Genomic DNA, 20,166 nt, shown 5'->3' with positions numbered 1-20,166 from the left:
AAAATCTCAATGTATGTATTCTTATGTATTGTGTCCTTTATATCCGTTTTTCCATTATACTGGATGGTATCGGCGGCTACGAACAAGAGCGTGGATGTCACACGCGGACGCCTGATCCCGGGCACATATCTGACCGAGAACTTTAAAAACCTGGTGAATTCCCAGAATATCGGAAGAGCGCTTGGAAATTCATTTAAATATGCGATCATTCTGACACTGGTATCTCTGGTTATCTGCTCTCTGGCAGGCTATGGATTTGAAATCTTCCATGACAAAGGAAAAGATATCGTGATGAACATCATTCTCCTTGCCATGATGGTTCCGTTTGTAGCAACGTTGATTCCGTTGTTCCAGATGTTTTCCAAAGCGGGATGGTTAAATTCCACGATCGGATTTATTCTTCCGACCCTGTCAACACCGTTCCTTATCATGATGTTCCGCCAGAGCGCGCGTTCTTTCCCGCATGATATTATCGAGGCGGCAAGAATTGACGGGTTGTCCGAACTGCGCATCTTTTTCCAGATGTTCATTCCGACGATGAAGTCCACTTACGCAGCGGCAATGACGATCACGTTCATGAACGCATGGAACAGTTATCTGTGGCCAAAGGTAATCATGACCGATGAAAAGAGTATGACAATGCCGATGGTTGTTGCCAACCTGACCCAGGGCTATGTCACAGATTATGGTATGCTGATGCTTGCCGTACTGATCTGTACACTGCCGACAGCGGTGATCTTCTTCTGTCTGCAGAAATCCTTCGCAGAAGGTATTACCGGTGCAGTGAAGTAAAAGGATGATATAAAAAACTGAGGCTGTCTCAACGATGGGGGCAGCCTTTTTTAAAACAAAAAGAGATGGAGGTACGAAAAAATATGGGTGAATTTCGTTATGAAAAAGTAAAAGATCCGGAGTATTTTATGGATCACCGCATGGATGCGCATTCGGATCATGTGGCATACGCGTCCTGGAAGGAATCGGAGGAAGAAAAGAGCAGTTATCGCTATTCCCTGGATGGGATCTGGAAATTCCATTACGCGAAAAACTATGAACAGACCGTAAAAGGATTTGAAGAGACCGGAGTGGACTGCCACAGCTGGGATGACATCCGTGTTCCGGCTCATATACAGATGGAAGGATATGATTCCCCGCAGTATGTAAATGTGCAGTATCCGTGGGATGGGCGTGAGGCGATCATGCCGGGGGAGATCCCGCAGAGATTTAATCCGGTGGCAAGCTATGTGAAATATTTTGAAGTACCGGAGCAGATGAAGGACAAACCGCTTTACATCTCTTTTCAGGGCGCAGAGAGCGGTCTGGCAGTCTGGCTCAATGGAAATTTTGTCGGATACAGTGAGGATACTTTTACACCTTCAGAATTTGAACTGACACCGTATGTGAAAGACGGAGAGAACAAACTGGCAGTGCAGGTGTTTAAATGGACATCCGGCAGCTGGTGCGAGGATCAGGATTTTTACCGCTTCTCCGGGCTGTATCGGAGCGTTTATCTCTATACCATACCGGAAGTCCATATTTATGATATGTGCGTGCGGACGCTTTTGGATGACGCGTACAGGGATGCGGATCTGTCCATTGATCTTACGACAATGGGAGAGGGCGGAGTGGCCAAACTCACGCTTCTGGAAGGAGAAAATGTACAGAAAACTGCGAAAGTAAAGCTGGAAAAAAGCAGCCATGTGTCCATTTCGGTTCAGGCACCGCATCTGTGGAGCGCGGAAGATCCGTATCTCTATGAGTTAAAGATCGAGGTCAAAAAGGACGGAGAGACAAAAGAGTGTATCAGCCAGAAAGTCGGGTTCCGCCGTTTTGAGATGAAAGACAATATCATGTGTTTAAACGGAAAGCGGATCGTCTTTAAAGGCGTGAACCGTCATGAGTTCAGCTCCAAAACAGGCCGTGCCGTTTCCACAGAAGAGATCGTAAAAGATATCGTTACCATGAAGCGCAACAATATCAATGCGATCCGTACCTGTCATTATCCGGATGATTCCAGGATCTATGCGCTTTGTGACGCATACGGACTTTACATGATCGCGGAGAATAATATGGAGTCCCATGGTTCATGGGATCCGGTCGCAAGGGGACTGGAGGACAAGAGCGTTGTGGTACCGGGGGATAATATGAAGTGGGAAGGCATGATGCTTGACCGTGTAAACTCCTGTTATCAGAGAGATAAAAATCATCCGGCGATCCTGATCTGGTCCTGCGGAAATGAGTCCTACGGCGGAAAAGTCATCTATGACATGTCAGAAAAATTCCGTTCCCTCGATCCGACCAGACTGGTGCATTACGAGGGCGTGTTCAATGACAGACGCTACAACGATTCCAGTGATATGGAAAGCCAGATGTATCCGTCCGTGGAATCGATCAGGGAGTTTTTAAAGAAAGACAGAAGCAAACCGTTTATCTGTTGCGAATATACGCATGCAATGGGGAATTCCTGCGGTGCCATGTTTAAATATACGGATCTGACCGATGAGGAGCCGCTGTATCAGGGCGGATTTATCTGGGATTACATTGACCAGTCCATTTTAAAGAAAAACCGTTACGGGGAAGAATTCCAGGCATATGGCGGGGACTTTATGGAACGGCCGACCGATTACAATTTCAGCGGAAACGGAATCGTATATGGCGGAGAGCGTGATGAGTCTCCAAAGATGCCGTCAGTCAAATACAATTACCAGAATATTAGTGTCACGATCGGCGAAGACAGGATCCGGGTCACCAACAAAAACCTCTTTGTAAACACAGATCAGTTTGACTGTGCGGTGATACTCGAAAAAGAAGGACACTTTGTGAAGAAAGTACCGATCGATACCGATGTCGCACCGCTTTCCAAAGCAGAGTATCCGATGCCGTTTGCCCTGCCGGAAGAACCGGGTGAGTATGCGGTCACGGTGTCCTTTACCTTAAAAGAAGATACAAAATGGGCGAAGGCAGGACATGAAGTTGCGTTCGGTCAGGAAATCTTCCGCAAAAAGGGAGAGGAGTGCAAAAAGAAGAATCCGCCGGTTGAAGTGATCTACGGAAAACTGAATCTCGGAGTCCGAGGAGAGAACTTTGACGTGCTGTTTTCCGGGTTGAATGGAGGACTGGTTTCCTACCGCTATGCGGGAAAAGAGATGATCGAAGCGATCCCGATGCCGAACTTCTGGCGTGCGCCGACCGACAACGATTGTGGAAATCTGATGCCGCAGCGTTACGGACAGTGGAAACTTGCCAGTATGTACCTGACACATAAGACGGATGGAACGTTTGACGATCATCCGCCGGTGATCAAACAGGAGGAAGACAGCATCTCTATCACTTACACGTATCATATGCCGACGACACCGCGGGCGGATTGCGAGCTGACCTATCAGGTGTTTGGCGACGGTACGATCAAAACAAAGCTTGCGTATGTGCCGGTGAAAGAACTGGGCGATATGCCGGAATTTGGCGTGATGTTCCAGATCAACGCGGACTACGATCAGGTGGAATGGTACGGACTCGGACCGGAGGAAACCTACGCGGATCGTACCCAGGGGGCAAAGCTTGGCATTTACCGTAATGAAGTAAAAGATAACCTCGCAAAATATCTGGTTCCGCAGGAATGCGGTAACAAGACCGGTGTCCGTTACGCAAAAGTGACAGACAAAAAGGGAAGAGGAATGCTTTTTGCCGGAGACAATATGAGCTTCAGTGCGCTGCCATACACACCGCATGAGATGGAGAACGCGAAACACGCGTATGAACTTCCACCGGTACATCACACGGTCATCCGTGTGGCAAAGGCACAGATGGGTGTTGCCGGGGATAACAGCTGGGGTGCGAGAACGCACGAAGAATTTTTGCTCCCGGTAAACGAAAAACTGGAATTTGAATTTTCTTTCCGTGGAATCTAAGCAGAAAAAAAGAGAGCTCCTGCACGGCTGAAAACGATCAGCCGGTGCAGGGCTCTTATTTTTGTAATGGCGACGAGGAACGTATCCCGTTTCTGTTAAGCCTGTTGTTCTATGATCTTAAAGCCCCATGGCGCAAGGGTGATCTGACTTCCCTGTGCGACCGGCTTTTCCTCTAACAGAGAGATGCCGTCCGGCGCATCATAGGTAAAAGAAGCTTCCCTGCCGGAATAATTGAAAAAGTACCGGATCTTTTTCCCGTTTTCGTTTGTCCCCTCATGCAAAATAAGTGGGAAACGGAAAGCAGGGAGGGAAAGCCCAGCTTCTTTCGCGAAGAAAGCGACCAGGGCATCGAGTGTGCCATCCTCGAAAAAGCATCCGATGTAGCAGGCAAGTCCTTTTCCGTAATGGTTGCAGGTGACTGCGGAATATGCACCCCAGTAAGGATGGTCATAAGAGAGTAGTGTTTCTGCGGTATCCGGTGTCACAAGCTCGATCCAGTTCCTTGCAGTTCCGGTGATGCCGGAAAGTGCGCCGTTTCCTTTTAAAGCAACGTTCTTTGGTGCGGTGAACTGGCTGTAATGCATGCCACAGCAGTCGGTCAGACCATGTGGCTGCATATCCGGATAGATCTTCAGGTGCTCGTTGGAAAATCCGCTTCTTGTGCTTACGATCAGATGACCGCCGTTTCTGACATAGTCGTTCATGCGTGAAAGAACAGATTCTTCCGCCGCATAAAGAGCCGGAACAACAAGCAGGTCGTAGCCGGAAAAATCGGTATCCGCAGGATTTAAAATATCAAATTCGATGTTTAAGCGGTACAAAGAATCGGCAAGCCAGCGCGCGGCATCGTTGTAGGAACTGTTTTCGCGTCCTTTGAACGGGAACATGAGAAGACCGGTCAGGGCCTCGTTGCTTACGAGGATCGCCGCGCGGTTTGTTTTCTTTAAGTGGAGCAGATGAGAGCCGTAGGTTTTCATTTCGGCACCGAGCCTGCATGCCTCAAGGTAAGTCGGATTTTCAGAAAAGTCGTGTGAGAGCACACCTTTCCAGTAACTTTCCAGTGAGTTGTGGATCGAATGCCAGTGCCAGTACATCACACTGTCCGCGCCGCAGGACAGATGGCTGTATGCCTGCATGCGAAGCTGACCCGGATAAGGGAGCCATTCCAGATTTCCCTGTGCCTCGGTCTCAAGGATCAGGTAGTTGGATTTTTTCAAACCTCTTGCAATGCTGCCGCAGAAGTTGATCTCAGCGCCGGTCAGATCGTCCTGGGACGGATGATAGATATCACAGCCTGCGATATCCATACATTTTGCCGCCTCGAACTGGTTGACATCCGGCTGTAAGCCATAGGAATAGTCGTGCCACTCAAAGTCAAAATTCTGGGTGATGAACTGATCCTCTTTTTTGTATTCGCGCACGAGATCGGACTGCCATGTTAAGAAATCCGTGACAAGCTTACGGCTGAATTTCTCATATTCGGCAGCGAGAGAGCCGTTGATCGTTCCGCGGATATCCGGGAAGTCGGACCAGTCATTCACGCGGTTACTCCAGTAATCCAGACCGAATTCCAGGTTGAAAGCGGAAAGGTCAGAAAACTGCTCCTTCAGATAGGAGACAAACAGTTCCTGGGCGTGCTTTCCGGCAGTTCCGTAGTGTTTGGTTTCATTGTCGAGCTGGTAGCCGATGATACAGGAGCGGTCTTTGATGTGCTCCATCAGCGTGCGTATGATGCGCTCGGCATATTTCAAATAAGTCGGATCGGTGATATCCATATTCTGCCGGTGTCCGTAAAGTGACGGACCGTCCTTTGTGACAGCGAGAATGGTATCGGATTTCTTCGCAAGCCACGACGGAATGGCGTAGGTCGGTGTGCCGATGATGACATGCATGTCATACTTCTCCGCGGCATCTAACATACGGTCGAGGTGCGTGAAGTCAAAAACGCCGTCCTGCGGCTCTAAGGTGCTCCAGGTTGATTCGGCAATGCGGATCACATTCATGTTCGCCTTTTTCATCATCTGCATATCCGTTTCAATGCGGTCAAAGGGCATATATTCGTCATAGTAGGCTGCCCCGAATAAAAGATGATCCATAGTGTAAATTCCCCCTTAAAAAAATAAAATTTACGAAAATCCTGCAAATTGGTTGACGTTTTTTGAAAAAACTGCTAAATTTACAGTAGAACAACCGATTGCGCTAAAAGTATAACATGAGGAACACAAAGTGTAAAGAACAACGTAAAAAATAAGCGGATCTGTTGAAAAATGGAAAAAACTGAAAGCTTAAGGGGGAACGAAAAGTGGGAGAGAGTCAGGAAGAAAATAAGACACTTACGATCGCGGACATCGCGGACGCGCTCGGTGTTTCCAAAACGACCGTTTCGCGCGCAATATCGGGAAAGGGAAGGATCGGAAGTGAAACCAGAGAGCGGGTATTAAAGTACATTGACGCGCACAATTATACGCCGAATGTGATCGCGAAAAGCCTTGCGCAGAACAAGACCTACAACCTTGCAGTGGTCATGCCGGGAGATTACGAGCTGATCGATCTGCCGTTTTTTCAGAACTGTATCATGGGGATACAGGAGATCGCGTCTTCCTTTGATTATGATATGCTGCTCACCGTCTGTAATAACGCGGATGTCACAAAGTTAGAGCGGATCGTGCACAACCGCAAGGTAGATGGTGTGATCCTGTTGCGCAGCTTTATGAATGACGTGCAGGTAGAATACTTACAGAAGAAAAATATCCCGTTTGTGGTTACGGGATCTTCCAACTATAAAGGCGTGGTCCAGGTGGATAACGATCACCGCGCCGCATGCCGGGAGCTCACATCGATCCTTTTGATGAAGCGGATGAAAAAGATCGCGCTGATCGGAGGAAATGAGGAGCATGTCGTTACGCAGAGCCGTCTGATGGGATTTAAAGATGCGTTTGCGGACAGCGGAACTGCGGTGGATGAGAGCCTGATCTACATGAACCTGGATAATCCGGTGCTGCTGGACGGAAAGCTTGATGACATCATCAAGCGTGAGGTGGACTGTATCGTCTGTATGGATGACGCGATCTGTATGGAAGTGCTTTACAAGCTGCGCAGAGAGGGAATCTCGGTGCCGGATCAGATCCGTGTGGCGTCGTTTTATAACAGTTCCATGCTGGAGACACACGATCCGTCGATCACCTCGCTGGACTTTGACGCAAAGGAACTCGGAATGCTGGTATGCCGGACGCTCCTCGATATGATAGAGGGACAGAAGGTACAGAAAAAGACACTGCTCGGTTATGAAGTGCGTCTGCGCGAGTCAACCAAATAAAAAGGTTTACCGATTGCGCAAGAGAGCCGGTATTACACCTGATTTATGTAAAAATGTTGCATGTTGTTAAAACTATGTTGCAGTATAACGGGAAGCGGTTGAAAAGGAAAAATACGCTGTTATAATTGAAAACAGATAGGAAACAGCCAATCCGGAAGGGATTGGAGGAGGATGGCAAAAACAGGCAGGAGGAAGAAAAAATGATTCAGGAAAGAATATTGGATTTGACAGATTATGCACTTGTGACCGGACTGATCGATCCGCAGGATACACGTTATACCATAAACCGGCTTTTGGAGCTTTTCGGGCTGGATGAATTAGAGGATGCAGTCGCAGAAGCGCATCAGGCAACCATAAAGACACAGGAAGACGCAGAGGATGCACTCGAAGCGATCTTAAACGATATGACAGATTACGCGTACGAGAATGGCATTATGGCAGAAAACAGTATTGTTTACCGGGATCTGTTCGATACGAAGATCATGGGACTGCTTGTCGCAAGACCGGGCGAGGTTGTGACAAAATTTAAAGGGCTCTACCATCATCAGTCTGCGCAGGACGCGACCGATTACTTCTATAAACTGAGCTGTGACAGCAACTACATCCGCAGATACCGGATCAAAAAGGATTTAAAATGGACTGCGGATACAGAATTTGGAACACTTGACATTACAATCAATTTATCCAAGCCGGAAAAGGATCCGAAGGCGATCGCAGCAGCGAAGCTGGCAAAGCAGAGCGGTTATCCGAAATGTCTGCTGTGCAAGGAAAATGAGGGCTACGCAGGACGTGTCAATCATCCGGCGCGCCAGAACCACCGCATTATCCCGGTGACGATCAACAACAGTGACTGGTTTTTCCAGTATTCTCCGTATGTATATTACAATGAGCACTGCATCGTATTCAATTCCAAACACACACCGATGAAGATTGAGCGCGCAACTTTCGGAAAACTTCTGGATTTCGTGACACAGTTCCCGCATTATTTTGTTGGTTCGAACGCAGACCTTCCGATCGTCGGCGGATCCATTTTAAGCCATGACCATTTCCAGGGCGGCCATTATGAATTTGCGATGGCAAAGGCACCGGTGGAAAAAGAGCTGACTTTTAAAGGTTACGAGGATGTGAAGGCAGGCATCGTAAAATGGCCGATGTCCGTGATCCGTATTTCCGGAAAAGATAAGGATCGTCTGATCGACCTTGCGGATAAGATCCTGCTTGCATGGCGTGGCTATACGGATGAAGCGGCATTTGTATTCGCGGAGACCGACGGAGAGCCGCACAACACGATCACACCGATCGCGCGCAAACGCGGAGAGAATTTCGAACTGGATCTGGTGCTGCGCAACAACATCACGACCGAGGAGCATCCGCTTGGCGTATATCATCCGCACGCAAAGCTGCATCATATCAAAAAAGAAAATATCGGTCTGATCGAGGTTATGGGTCTTGCCGTACTGCCGGCACGTCTGAAAGATGAAATGGCAGCGCTCGAGACCGCGATCCTTGAGAAAAAGGATCTTCGCGCGGATGAGACGCTCGCAAAGCATGCGGACTGGGTAGAGGAATTTCTGCCGAAATATGATGAGGTAAACCGGGGCAACATCACAGAGATCATCCGTACCGAGATCGGCCTGGTGTTCAATGAAGTCTTAAAAGATGCCGGTGTATACAAATGCACCAAAGAGGGCAGAGACGCGTTCTGCCGTTTTGTAGATGCCGTAAATCAGAAATAAAAATACAGAGAAAAAGCGATAAAAAGTGATAAAAAGCAGGATTGCCGTTTTGGAGTGGCGGGAATCCTGTTTTTTTGACTTTTGCACGTAAATATAGTAAAGTAAAAAATGTAAATTTATTCAGAAAGAAGGAAAGAAAATGGTATCAAAAAAAATCAAAAAAGCACTGGAAGGAAGCTCTGTGATCCGTGCCATGTTTACGGAAGGAAAAGAGATGGCAAAAAAATACGGCGCAGAGAATGTTTATGATTTCAGTCTCGGAAATCCGGCGACTCCGGCTCCGGAAGCGGTAAAGGAAGCGATCAAGCGGATCTTAGACGAGAAAGACCCGATGTTTGTGCATGGCTACATGGACAACTCCGGCTATGAAGACGTGCGTCAGGCCGTGGCGGACAATTTAAATCATCGATTTGATACCCATTTTGATTTCCATAACATTATCATGACAGTCGGCGCGGCCGGCGGTCTCAATATCATATTTAAGACGATCCTGGATCCGGGGGATGAGGTCTTGGTATTTGCCCCGTATTTCGGAGAGTACAACAGCTACGCGGCGAATTTTGACGCAAAGACCGTTGCGGTACATCCGGATCCGGAGACATTCCAGCCGGATCTTGACGATTTCGCGGCAAAATTTACCGAAAAGACCAAGGCGGTCATCATCAACACGCCGAACAATCCGACCGGTGTGGTTTACAGTGATGCGACCTTAAAAGCGATCGCGGACATTTTAAAAGAGAAACAAAAAGCGTATAAAAAGGAAATTTATCTGGTTTCCGATGAACCATACCGTGAACTGGTGTATGACGGACAGAAGGAAAATTTCCTGACAAAATATTATGAAAATACGATCGTCGGTTATTCTTTCAGCAAGTCACTGTCCCTTCCGGGTGAGCGTATCGGCTATGTGGTCGTTCCGAATGAGGTGGCAGACGCAGACACTGTGATCGCGGGTATCAATGTGTCCAACCGGACGCTTGGTTTTGTCAACGCGCCGTCTCTGATACAGCTTGCGGTGGCGGAATGCCTGGAAGAAAAGACCGATGTGGCATATTACGATAAAAACCGTACCAGACTCTACGAGGCACTGACCGGATACGGCTATACCTGCATTAAGCCGGAGGGCGCGTTTTACATGTGGGTGAAATCCCCGGATGAGGACGAGGACCGTTTTGTGGAACAGGCAAAGAAATACCATCTGATCCTTGTAAAGGGCGGCGCATTCTGCTGGCCGGGTTATGTGCGGATCGCCTATTGTGTGTCCTACGACACGATCGAGCGTTCCCTGCCGGCGTTTGAAAAGCTGGCAGAGGAGTATCAGTTGAGTGGAAAATAAAAATGAGGAGAAAAAAGTATGAAAAGCTGGGAAGATAATGTGCGGAAGGTCGTTCCGTATACACCGGGCGAGCAGCCGAAAATAGAAAATCTGATCAAATTAAACACCAATGAAAATCCATATCCGCCGGCACCTGGGGTGGAAGAAGCATGGAAAGCATTTGATATCGAGAAATTAAAACTGTATCCGGATCCGGCAGTGAAAGAGCTGGTGGATGCGCTTGCGGAGTACTACGGATTAAAGAGCAGCCAGGTCTTTGTCGGTGTCGGCTCGGATGATGTGCTTGCAATGCTGTTTCTGACATTTTTCAACAGCAAAAAGCCGATCCTGTTTCCGGATATCACCTATTCCTTTTATGATGTGTGGGCAGACATGCTGCGCATCCCGTATGAAGTGCAGCCGCTCGATGAAAATCTGCATATCCGCAAAGAAGATTACTACAGGGACAACGGCGGTGTCATATTCCCGAACCCGAATGCGCCGACCGGTGTGCTGCAGTCTTTAGAGGACATTGAGGATATCATAAAACACAATCAGGATGTCATTGTCATTGTGGATGAGGCATATATTGATTTCGGAGGAAGATCCGCATTGCCATTTATTGAAAAATATGATAATGTGATCATTGTACAGACTTTTTCAAAGTCACGTTCCATGGCAGGAGCGCGTATTGGTTACGCAATGGCAAACGAAAAGCTGATCCGGTATTTAAATGATGTCAAATACTCGTTTAATTCTTATACGATGAACGCACCGGCGATCGCGCTCGGAGTTCCGGCGGTAAAAGACAGGGAGTATTTCGAAAAGACCGTACAGCATGTGATCGCGACGAGAGAGCGGGTAAAAGTGGAATTAAAGGCACTCGGATTTGTGTTTGAAGATTCCATGAGCAATTTCCTGTTTGTGACACATCCGGAAATATCGATGGTACAGCTGTTTGCGGATCTCAGAAAAGAAGGGATCATTGTCCGGCATTTTGACAAACCGGAGCGTATCCGGGAGTATCTGCGGATCACGATCGGAACGGATGCGCAGATGGATACGTTATTGTCGTTTCTGCGTGAATATTTGAAAAAATAGCTGCAAATCAAACTGAAAGTGAATAGAAAGGATTTCGAATGTTAAAACAATATCTCACCATATTTTTTGTTTCCATGGTGCCACTCATTGAGTTAAGAGGCGCGATCCCGATTTCACAGGGATTTCATCTTCCGCTGTTACAGTCTTATATCATCTGTATCCTCGGAAATATGCTTCCGGTACCGGTGATCTATCTGTTTGCGAGAAAAGTCCTCGAATGGGGAAAAGATAAGCCGCTTATTGGGAAATTCTTTACATTTTGCCTGGAAAAAGGCGAGAAGGGCGGAAAGAAACTGCAGGAAAAGGCAGGACGCGGATTGTTTGTTGCGTTACTGCTCTTTGTGGGAATCCCGGTTCCTGGAACCGGAGCATGGACTGGCACACTGGCCGCCAGCATACTGGATATGGATTTTAAATCCAGCATACTGGCTGTTATGCTCGGCGTATTACTTGCCGGCATCATCATGGGTGTGGTCAGTGTCGGTATTTTCAGCTTTGTGTAACGAGAGGACGCCGTACATAATGGCTCCCGCGATCGCAACAAAGATGGAAATGAACTGTGACGTGGAAAGCGTACCAACGCTTCCGCGGAGCAGATCACCACGGAAAAATTCAATACAGAATCTTCCGATACTGTAAAAGATAAGATATAAGGCGCCGATTCGTCCGGGCGTCTTATTTTTTTTCGCGACCACGCAGAGAACCGCGAAATGAATAAAATCAAGACCGCTGGACACAAGCTGGGATGGGAACAGCGCAACGCCGTTTGGCGCATATGCGGAATCGTGGAACGTGACGGAAAAGGCACTGTCTGTCTCCACACCGTAGCAGCAGCCGGCGAGAAAACAGCCGATGCGTCCAAATCCCTGCGCAAGCGCGACAGACGGAAGGATCAGATCCATATAGGATAAAAAGGAGAGCTTTTTGATCCGGCAGAAAAGAGCCGTGCATAAGATTCCGGCAATGATACCGCCGTACACGACAAAACCGTCTGCAAGATCCGTGACAAGAACATGCGGATCCTTTATGATCTCATCTAAGATCGTGATGTAATATAAAAGCTTCGCACCGGCGAACCCGCAGACCACAGCGCAGATCATGATGGAAAAAACCGGTTCGCTGTCAAGTCCCTTTCTTTTTGCGCGGTACTCTGCCACCAGATAGGCAGCGAGGATACCGATAGCGATCATAAGACCGTAACTGTAGATCGTAATGCTTCCGATCTTCAATAATTCATTATGCATATGAAATACCTCGTGTTTTCTGAATTGTCGATTCAAATGGAACAGATAAAAGTATAGCATAAGAGCCACGGGAAGAAAAGCACATAGTTTTTTCGGGAGGAAAGTGCTACAATAACGGTTGAATAAATGTAAGGAGACAAAATCATGAAGACAGGAGAAGAATTAAAAAATCTGCTGCGTCAGATCGATCATAAAAGTTACAAGGCATATAAGGAAGTAAAAGGGATCTACCGGATGCCCGGGTATGTGCTCGCGGTGGATCATGTACAGGGAGATCCGTTTGCCACACCATCCCGCGTGCGGCTCTTGATCAGCAACAAGAATAATTTTCCAAAAGAAGTCTTTGACACGAAATGGCGTAAGAACGCGGCGGAGGATGACATCCTGCGGAATCTGCACCGATTTTTAAGAAAGAACCGTGGCGGCAGGAGCGGTTCGGGAAAGAGCGGACTGGTGCTTGCGTGCAGAGCCGGACAAGAAGTGATGGAGCGTGTGGCGGTCGTGCTTTCGGAAGAACAGATCGAAGTAAGGCTTGAAGTGGGCTTTCCGGCTTTCGGTCGCTCGATCGCGGCAGGAGAACTGGAAAAGATCTTTTTTCTGATGTTTCCGGCGATGGCAAAAGAGGTGTTTTGTTATGCAAACATCGATCAAAACAAATTAAAACGCGCGGTGGAACTTGCGGATGACCAGCAAAAGATCCGGGAAGCGCTTGTGGAGAAAAAACTTGTGGCATTTGTGGCGGATGGAGCGATCCTGCCGCGTGAGAGCGGTGTGTCGGATCTGCCGTTAAAGGGAGCAGTGCCGTTTGCCTCCCCGGAGGATCTGGCGGTCACACTCAATCTGCCGCATGCGGGAACGGTGCGCGGCATGGGGATAAAGGAAGGCGTCACGCTGATCGCGGGCGGCGGCTATCATGGAAAGTCAACACTCTTAAAAGCGATCCAGAACGGGGTTTATAACCATATCGCGGGAGACGGCAGAGAGTATGTCATCACGGATGCGTCGGCGGTGAAGCTGCGTGCGGAAGAGGGAAGATGTATCCACGACGAGGATATTTCCATGTTCATCAATAACCTTCCAAACCGCGAGGATACCGGACATTTTAGTACGGAGAACGCAAGCGGCAGTACCTCGCAGGCGGCGCAGACCGTCGAAGCGTTAGAGAGCGGGGCACGGGTGCTTCTGATTGATGAAGATACATCGGCAACAAACTTTATGGTGCGCGACCACAAGATGGCAATGCTCGTAGCGGCGGAAAAAGAACCGATCACACCGTATCTTAGCTGTGTGCGCAGTCTGTATGAGGATCACAGGATTTCAACGATCCTTGTGGTCGGAAGTTCCGGCGCGTATCTTTCGGCGGCAGACTGCGTGATCCAGATGGATGAATATGAAGCGAAAGATGTGACTGCCCGTGCGAAGGAGATCGCGGATTTCTATGAGGGCATCCGGGTGGAAAAGAAGGAATGCCTGCATCATAAGATGAAAAGAAAGCAGATTGAGAAAGTGCGTGCGTTTGGAAAAGAGAGTGTTTCTTTTGATAAGGAAGAAGTCATCCTAAGAGATTTGGAGCAGTTAAACGATGAGGGACAGGCGGCTGCGATCGCATATTTTGTGCAGTACGCGATCACAAATTATGCGGATGGCAGAAAAAATGCCTTAGAACTGACGGAGCTTTTGTACCAGCAGATCGAAAAAACGGGATTTGCCTCGGTGATCCCGGCTTATTACGGGGCAGGCGCGCCTGTGATGCCGAGAAAGCAGGAGGTGCTTGCGGCACTGCTCCGGTATCGGGGAATATAAAAAGCGGTATAAAAAGCGCCCGGAACCTGATGGCTCCGGGCGTTTTTCATTGGAAACTTTATTGTCTTTCAATTTAATTTTCTTCTTTTCCGACAGCAGGGAAAAGACCGGATTTCTTTAAAACCGGATAAAGTGCCATATAAACAATGACAGAAACGATAACGGAAAGTACCGCGTTGATGGAAGTAGCGGCGATATTCCAGGTCAATACGACTTCTGCGGCTGCCTTACCAAGCAGGACACGTTTATAGAAATAACCGAACAGCGGATCAAAGATCACATTAAAGCCCAGTCCGCAGATGGATGCGAGCAGTGTCCATTTAAAGATCTTCTTGCGGTCATTGGTCTTTGTGATCTTACCACAGCGATGTGCAATGATTCCGGTGATCAGACCGATGCAGAACTTTAAGATAAAAGTCTTTGGCGCGTAGATGATGTAGACCGGATCTAAGAGGTCACCGATCGTCATTCCGATCGCACCGCCAAGTCCGCCGAGTACACCGCCAAGTAAAAGGGCGCCCAGGACACAGACTGCGTTTCCAAGATGGATGGAAGTGGCATCGCCGCCCGGAAGGGTGATCTTGATCTGTAAAAAGGTGAATACAACATAGGATAAGGCTGCCATAAGTGCAGTCATTACCATTTTTAACAGCTTCTCATTTCTCATAATAAAATCCTCTTTTCTTTTCGTAAATCCTTATGAGTATATGAGATTAGTGGATTGAAGGAAATAACCAGTTTAATAAAATTTGACCATACCAGTTTTGCTGCTTATTTCATGGAGGAAGCTGCTTCCTCCGCAAAGTCGGTGCGGACCAGCACACGGTAATCCGGTTTTTCGGAAAGTTCGCCTGCGTCAGATAAGATGGTAAGCAAAAGGTCGTAACTGTCGGCAGAAAAGATGAGGTCACTTTTCCAGGTATCCTGCTTTTTATAGCGGGAAATGATGGAAGAGAGCGTTTCCGCGTCGGTATCCGGAAACTGTGGAGCGATCACAGCCGCAATCTCTTCCGGGGAATGTGTCGAGACATAGAGCATGCCTTTTTGCAGTGCGTTGGTAAATGCCTGAACCGTATCCTGGTTTCCGTTTAAATAGCTTTTTTTCGCGGAAAACGCGGTGTAAGGGACATAGCCGGAATCCACGCCGAGCGAGGTGACAACATAGCCGGCGCCCTCCCGTTCCAATGCAGTCGCGGATGGCTCGAATTCTACGGTGTAGTCGCCGTTCCCACCGGAAAACGCAGCGGCAGTGGAACCAAAGTCAATGCCCTGGTCGATGACAAGATCCGCCGCGGGATCGATGCCGTTTTGCCGTAACACATACTCAAAGACCATTTCCGGCATCCCACCTTTTCGCCCGCCGAGTACGGTTTTGCCTTTGACGTCATCCCAGGAAAATGTATCAGATGGCGCGCGGGCAACGAGAAAATTTCCGGCGCGCTGTGTCAGCTGCGCAAAATTGACCACAGTATCGGAAGCCCCCTCGCTTGCGGCATAGACCGTCGTTTCCGGGCCCATAAAGCCGATGTCAGCCTCACCCGAGAGCACGGCGGTCATCGTCTTGTCGGCACCGAAACCGGTCACAAGTGAAAGGCCGATGTCTTCCTCTTTGAAATAGCCGTTTTCCATCGAGACATAAAGCGGGGCGTAAAAAACAGAATGGGCGACTTCATTTAGCGTAACGGGTGTGAGCGTGGCATTTTCCCGATGGTTCGCGCATCCGAAAAGACCGATGGAAAAAAGAAACAATGCGGGAAGCAGACAGAAGAAAAATTTTTTTGTCATGAAAAGATCCTTATCGTTTTTTACATTTTATGAGGAAAGAAAAAAAGTGTGAAAGTACCCAAAAAGAGTGTTTACGTTCATGCTTTAATATGATAAAATGAAGAAGAACAGAGCAGAGAGAAATGTTCTGCTTTTTTTCGGGAAAAATAAGGAAAGTGAACATAAGAAAGGAAGAATCATATATGAGTAAAAAAATCAGGACGGAAGCAGTAGATCATCTGTTTGATGCGATCTTGACACTTCAGAATAAAGAAGAATGTTATACGTTTTTTGAAGATGTTTGTACGGTAAACGAACTGCTTTCCCTGTCGCAGCGTTATGAAGTGGCGAGAATGCTGCGGGCGCAGAAGACCTATCTCGATATCGCAGAGAAGACCGGCGCGTCTACGGCTACGATCAGCCGTGTCAACCGTTCTCTTAACTATGGCAATGACGGATATGATATGGTGTTTGCGCGTACAAAAGTGAATGAAGAGGAAGAGAAAGAAGAAAAAGAAGAGAACTGATCACTCAGTTCTCTTTTGCTTTTTCTCTTTCTTTTCTGCTTTTTCCTTTTCTCTCGGATCGTTCTTTGGAAGTTCGTCTATGATCTTTTCGATCATCATTTTTTTCACAAACACATCAAAACTTAACATACAGATAAACGAGAAAGTATGAAGAAATTCTTTTTCATCCTCCGGCGCGTCGGCAAAGGTATCAAAGCTGACGTTAAAGATCCTCGTGATATCCTTGGCGAGATGCGAAACCTCATCGTGTTCCAGGCTGAACACTTCGGAATAGATGTCTTCCAGTCCGAGATCGGAATCCGAAGCAAAATGTTTTTCCGTGATGGGATTTAAAATACGCTGCAGATCGCTGATACTTAAAATGTTCTTAAAATAGTAGATAAAGATCAGCGTCAGAACATGCTCCTTGGTATATTTCTTTTTTACCGGCGGCGGCAGCAGATTGTTCTTGGCGTAATTGTTGATCATGGTTTTTGTTAGCACCTTGTCTTCCGGATAGCGTTTCGCGGAGGCAAGCTGGGAATCCATAAAAGTAGTGACCTGATCCATATATAAGTCTATATTCGGAAGATCTTCCGGTTTTACATAATCAATTCTTGACAAACTGGCTAAAATACTGTTCAAGAAATCTTTTGTGTCGATTGTCATAATTTTCACCTCGTGTTCTATTATATAGTATTAAAAACCATATGACAAGACATAAATATTTGGTTTGACAAAAAAACCACTGCATGATAGGGTTATCTGAGAAATAAATTGCAGCAGGAAAGGGAACGGAAAAGATGTACGAAGGGATGAATGAAAAACAGCAGGAAGCGGTGCTGCACACGGAGGGCCCGCTTTTAATACTTGCCGGCGCGGGCAGTGGAAAGACGAGGGTGCTGACACACCGCACGGCGTATCTGATCGAGGAAAAGGGGGTAAACCCTTACAATATCATGGCGATCACCTTCACGAATAAGGCTGCGGGAGAGATGCGCGAGCGTATTGACGAGATGGTCGGATACGGATCGGAGAGTATCTGGGTTTCTACCTTCCATTCAACCTGTGTCCGCATTCTCCGCCGTTTTATCGACCACATCGGATTTTCCACGAATTTTACCATCTACGATGCGGACGATCAGAAGACGTTGATGAAAGACATCTGCAAGCGGCTTCAGATCGATACAAAGATCTATAAAGAACGCATGTTTTTGAATGTGATCTCCCATGCGAAGGACGAACTGATCGATCCGATCACGTTTTCCCTTCAGGCGCAGGGCGATTACACAAAACAGCGGCAGGCGACCGTTTATCAGGAGTACCAGGCGGCACTGCGGAGCAACAATGCCCTGGATTTTGATGATCTGATCGTAAAGACCGTGGAGCTCTTTAAAACGGATGCGGAAGTGCTTGACTACTATAATGAAAAGTTCCGCTACATTATGGTGGATGAGTATCAGGATACGAATACGGCGCAGTTTGAGCTGATCCGTCTGCTGGCGCGCAAATACCACAATCTTTGCGTGGTGGGTGATGACGATCAGTCCATCTACAAATTCCGTGGCGCGAACATACATAACATCTTAAACTTTGAGAAGGAATTTCCGGATGCGGCGGTGATCAAGCTGGAGCAGAATTACCGTTCCACTTCAAATATCTTAAACGCGGCAAACGGCGTGATCAGAAACAACGTCGGGCGGAAAGAAAAAGTGCTCTGGACCGAGAACCCGGTCGGCGACAAGATCGATTTCCATCAGTTTGATACCGCATACGAGGAGGCGGACTATATCGCAATGGATATCGCAAAAAAAGTGCGCACCGGAAAATACCGTTATCGCGACTGCGCGGTACTCTACCGTACCAATGCACAGTCCCGTCTGTTCGAGGAACGGTTTATCGTATCCAACATTCCGTACAAGATCGTGGGCGGCGTAAACTTCTATGCGAGAAAAGAGATCAAGGATCTGCTCGCTTACTTAAAGACGATCGATAACGCGCAGGATGATCTGGCAGTCCGCCGTATCATCAACGTGCCAAAGAGAGGGATCGGCGCGACCACACTGACCCGTGTGCAGGATTTCGCCTACGAAAAAGAGATCAGCTTTTATACCGCGTTAAAGATGGCGGATGACATACCGTCGCTTGGACGAAGCGCAGCAAAGATCAAACCGTTTGTGACATTCATCCAGGCAATGCGCTCGAAGCTGGAATACTTTACCGTATCCCAGATCCTGCAGGATATCATAGAGGAGACCGGCTATGTGCGTGAGCTGGAAGCGGAAGATACGGACGAGGCAAAGGCGCGTATCGAAAATATCGATGAACTTTTAACCAAGGTCGTTACCTATGAACAGAGCGAGGAAAATCCGACGTTGAGCGGATTTTTGGAGGAAGTGGCTCTGGTAGCGGATATCGATTCTCTGGATGAGGACAGCGATTATGTGGTCTTAATGACACTCCACAGCGCAAAAGGCCTGGAATTTCCACAGGTCTACCTTGCCGGTATGGAAGATGGGCTGTTTCCGAGCTATATGTCGATCGCGTCCGACAATCCGACCGAGGAGATCGAGGAAGAGAGAAGACTGTGCTACGTCGGGATCACAAGGGCAAAAGAAAATCTGGCGGTTACCTGTGCACGCTCGCGGATGATCCGTGGAGAAACGCAGTATAACAGGGTGTCCCGTTTTGTAAAAGAGATTCCGTCTGAGCTTTTGGCGGGAACGGTTGCGCCGGAGAAAAAAAATCAGGAAGAAGAACAAAACAGCCGCAGGGCGGAGTTCGCGAAGGCAAAGAGCGCGTTCCGCGCAAAACCGATGGCATTGCAGCAGCAGTCCGCACCGTCGCGCGCGTTCGCGAGTGCGTCAACCGGAAAGATCACGCTGGATTACCAGGTGGGAGATACGGTAAAACACATGAAATTCGGAGAGGGCGTCGTGACACAGATCGTGGAAGGCGGCAGGGATTATGAGGTGACCGTTGACTTTCAGACTGCGGGTGTAAAGAAAATGTTTGCTGCATTTGCAAAATTAAAGAAGATATAAAAAAAATATGAAATCTGTAATTTTTTATAGGCGTAGTGGAAAAGATATGTTATAATTACTGTATCAAATATAGTAACAAAATCAGATAGAGATTACGAATAAAGGAGCGGGAACTATGAACAAGATGGACGAATTAAAAGAGTTGTTAAATGCAAATGTTGTAAAAGTAAACGAGCTTCTGAATAAAAAAGAAGCAGAAGAGGAAAAGAAAAAATCCAAAGTACTCTGCGTCTTTGCAGTGATCGGTGTGATCGCGGTCATCGCGGCAGCAGCTTATGGAATCTACCGTTTCTTTGCACCGGATTATCTGGATGATTTTGAAGATGATTTCGATGACCTGGATGATGACGATTTCTTTGACGATGATGATGATGTGTCAGAGGATGAGATGACAGAGGACTAATCCGATCTGGAAAGACAGAGTATAAATGG

The 20,166-nt window shown here is 47.6% G+C and carries 16 protein-coding genes; 11 read left to right on the top strand and 5 right to left on the bottom strand.

Features of this window, described 5'->3' with window-relative positions; genetic code table 11:
* Positions 1-9: 9 nt before the first annotated feature.
* Together H8Z76_RS10745 and H8Z76_RS10740 are read left to right on the top strand one after the other, a co-directional pair.
* Positions 10-792: a carbohydrate ABC transporter permease gene (locus H8Z76_RS10745; protein WP_243240539.1), complete on the top strand. Its 783-nt coding sequence runs from the start codon at positions 10-12 to the stop codon at positions 790-792.
* Positions 793-875: 83 nt separating this feature from the next.
* Positions 876-3,905: a glycoside hydrolase family 2 TIM barrel-domain containing protein gene (locus H8Z76_RS10740; protein ID WP_186982477.1), complete on the top strand. Its 3,030-nt coding sequence runs from the start codon at positions 876-878 to the stop codon at positions 3,903-3,905.
* Positions 3,906-4,000: 95 nt separating this feature from the next.
* On the opposite strand, the gene H8Z76_RS10735 is transcribed toward H8Z76_RS10740, so the two are convergent.
* Positions 4,001-6,001, bottom strand: coding sequence for a beta-galactosidase (locus tag H8Z76_RS10735; protein WP_186982476.1), 2,001 nt, complete (start codon positions 5,999-6,001; stop codon positions 4,001-4,003).
* Between the two features lie 206 nt (positions 6,002-6,207).
* Here H8Z76_RS10735 and H8Z76_RS10730 point away from each other — a divergent pair, with 206 nt between their 5' ends.
* The 5 genes from H8Z76_RS10730 to H8Z76_RS10710 all read left to right on the top strand — a co-directional run bounded on the left by H8Z76_RS10730 (position 6,208) and on the right by H8Z76_RS10710 (position 11,876).
* Complete coding sequence (locus tag H8Z76_RS10730) at positions 6,208-7,221, top strand: LacI family DNA-binding transcriptional regulator (RefSeq protein WP_186982475.1); 1,014 nt, start codon at positions 6,208-6,210, stop codon at positions 7,219-7,221.
* Positions 7,222-7,421: 200 nt separating this feature from the next.
* Entirely contained in the window at positions 7,422-8,957 is a 1,536-nt protein-coding gene (galT, locus tag H8Z76_RS10725) for a UDP-glucose--hexose-1-phosphate uridylyltransferase (RefSeq protein WP_186982474.1), read from the top strand.
* 139 nt (positions 8,958-9,096) lie between these two features.
* On the top strand, positions 9,097-10,293 hold the full coding sequence (locus H8Z76_RS10720) for a pyridoxal phosphate-dependent aminotransferase (protein WP_186982473.1): 1,197 nt from the start codon (positions 9,097-9,099) through the stop codon (positions 10,291-10,293).
* An 18-nt stretch (positions 10,294-10,311) separates the two neighbouring features.
* Complete coding sequence (gene hisC, locus H8Z76_RS10715; RefSeq protein WP_186982472.1) at positions 10,312-11,373, top strand: histidinol-phosphate transaminase; 1,062 nt, start codon at positions 10,312-10,314, stop codon at positions 11,371-11,373.
* A gap of 38 nt (positions 11,374-11,411) precedes the next feature.
* Positions 11,412-11,876, top strand: coding sequence for a COG2426 family protein (locus tag H8Z76_RS10710; RefSeq protein ID WP_022516079.1), 465 nt, complete (start codon positions 11,412-11,414; stop codon positions 11,874-11,876).
* On the opposite strand, the gene H8Z76_RS10705 is transcribed toward H8Z76_RS10710, so the two are convergent.
* Positions 11,820-12,617 (bottom strand): prolipoprotein diacylglyceryl transferase, encoded by a 798-nt coding sequence (locus H8Z76_RS10705; protein WP_186982471.1) that lies wholly within the window; start codon positions 12,615-12,617, stop codon positions 11,820-11,822. The genes H8Z76_RS10710 and H8Z76_RS10705 overlap by 57 nt on opposite strands.
* Before the next feature lie 144 nt (positions 12,618-12,761).
* Here H8Z76_RS10705 and H8Z76_RS10700 point away from each other — a divergent pair, with 144 nt between their 5' ends.
* Positions 12,762-14,420, top strand: coding sequence for an ABC-ATPase domain-containing protein (locus tag H8Z76_RS10700; RefSeq protein WP_186982470.1), 1,659 nt, complete (start codon positions 12,762-12,764; stop codon positions 14,418-14,420).
* Positions 14,421-14,493: 73 nt separating this feature from the next.
* On the opposite strand, the gene H8Z76_RS10695 is transcribed toward H8Z76_RS10700, so the two are convergent.
* Both H8Z76_RS10695 and H8Z76_RS10690 read right to left on the bottom strand, forming a co-directional pair.
* Positions 14,494-15,087 (bottom strand): ECF transporter S component, encoded by a 594-nt coding sequence (locus H8Z76_RS10695; RefSeq protein WP_022516081.1) that lies wholly within the window; start codon positions 15,085-15,087, stop codon positions 14,494-14,496.
* A 104-nt stretch (positions 15,088-15,191) separates the two neighbouring features.
* A complete protein-coding gene (locus H8Z76_RS10690) occupies positions 15,192-16,205 on the bottom strand; it encodes an ABC transporter substrate-binding protein (protein WP_186982469.1) in 1,014 nt (337 codons plus the stop codon).
* 182 nt (positions 16,206-16,387) lie between these two features.
* Here H8Z76_RS10690 and H8Z76_RS10685 point away from each other — a divergent pair, with 182 nt between their 5' ends.
* Complete coding sequence (locus H8Z76_RS10685) at positions 16,388-16,711, top strand: YerC/YecD family TrpR-related protein (protein ID WP_022516083.1); 324 nt, start codon at positions 16,388-16,390, stop codon at positions 16,709-16,711.
* Here the strand turns inward: H8Z76_RS10685 and H8Z76_RS10680 are convergent, their stop codons facing one another.
* Positions 16,712-17,359, bottom strand: a complete 648-nt coding sequence (locus tag H8Z76_RS10680) for a DUF1836 domain-containing protein (RefSeq protein WP_022516084.1) — start codon at positions 17,357-17,359, stop codon at positions 16,712-16,714.
* A gap of 146 nt (positions 17,360-17,505) precedes the next feature.
* Between H8Z76_RS10680 and pcrA the strand changes: the two genes are divergently transcribed.
* Both pcrA and H8Z76_RS10670 read left to right on the top strand, forming a co-directional pair.
* A complete protein-coding gene (gene pcrA, locus H8Z76_RS10675) occupies positions 17,506-19,734 on the top strand; it encodes a DNA helicase PcrA (RefSeq protein ID WP_243240533.1) in 2,229 nt (742 codons plus the stop codon).
* A 115-nt stretch (positions 19,735-19,849) separates the two neighbouring features.
* A complete protein-coding gene (locus H8Z76_RS10670; RefSeq protein WP_186982467.1) occupies positions 19,850-20,137 on the top strand; it encodes a hypothetical protein in 288 nt (95 codons plus the stop codon).
* The last annotated feature ends 29 nt before the right edge of the window (positions 20,138-20,166 follow it).

Origin of the sequence: Roseburia yibonii (assembly GCF_014297335.1) — a bacterium.
Classification (GTDB): Bacteria; Bacillota; Clostridia; order Lachnospirales; family Lachnospiraceae; genus Roseburia_D; species Roseburia_D yibonii.
This window is presented reverse-complemented; position numbering and strand designations above follow the sequence as displayed.

Excerpts from the sequence above, each read along its gene's own strand:
- H8Z76_RS10735 (WP_186982476.1), bottom strand. The coding sequence starts at position 6,001 with ATGGATCATCTTTTATTCGGGGCAGCCTACTATGACGAATATATGCCC.
- H8Z76_RS10745 (WP_243240539.1), top strand. The coding sequence starts at position 10 with ATGTATGTATTCTTATGTATTGTGTCCTTTATATCCGTTTTTCCATTA.
- H8Z76_RS10695 (WP_022516081.1), bottom strand. The coding sequence starts at position 15,087 with ATGAGAAATGAGAAGCTGTTAAAAATGGTAATGACTGCACTTATGGCA.
- pcrA (WP_243240533.1), top strand. The coding sequence starts at position 17,506 with ATGAATGAAAAACAGCAGGAAGCGGTGCTGCACACGGAGGGCCCGCTT.
- H8Z76_RS10690 (WP_186982469.1), bottom strand. The coding sequence starts at position 16,205 with ATGACAAAAAAATTTTTCTTCTGTCTGCTTCCCGCATTGTTTCTTTTT.
- H8Z76_RS10740 (WP_186982477.1), top strand. The coding sequence starts at position 876 with ATGGGTGAATTTCGTTATGAAAAAGTAAAAGATCCGGAGTATTTTATG.
- H8Z76_RS10705 (WP_186982471.1), bottom strand. The coding sequence starts at position 12,617 with ATGCATAATGAATTATTGAAGATCGGAAGCATTACGATCTACAGTTAC.
- hisC (WP_186982472.1), top strand. The coding sequence starts at position 10,312 with ATGAAAAGCTGGGAAGATAATGTGCGGAAGGTCGTTCCGTATACACCG.
- H8Z76_RS10700 (WP_186982470.1), top strand. The coding sequence starts at position 12,762 with ATGAAGACAGGAGAAGAATTAAAAAATCTGCTGCGTCAGATCGATCAT.
- H8Z76_RS10710 (WP_022516079.1), top strand. The coding sequence starts at position 11,412 with ATGTTAAAACAATATCTCACCATATTTTTTGTTTCCATGGTGCCACTC.
- H8Z76_RS10680 (WP_022516084.1), bottom strand. The coding sequence starts at position 17,359 with ATGACAATCGACACAAAAGATTTCTTGAACAGTATTTTAGCCAGTTTG.
- H8Z76_RS10670 (WP_186982467.1), top strand. The coding sequence starts at position 19,850 with ATGAACAAGATGGACGAATTAAAAGAGTTGTTAAATGCAAATGTTGTA.
- H8Z76_RS10720 (WP_186982473.1), top strand. The coding sequence starts at position 9,097 with ATGGTATCAAAAAAAATCAAAAAAGCACTGGAAGGAAGCTCTGTGATC.
- H8Z76_RS10685 (WP_022516083.1), top strand. The coding sequence starts at position 16,388 with ATGAGTAAAAAAATCAGGACGGAAGCAGTAGATCATCTGTTTGATGCG.
- galT (WP_186982474.1), top strand. The coding sequence starts at position 7,422 with ATGATTCAGGAAAGAATATTGGATTTGACAGATTATGCACTTGTGACC.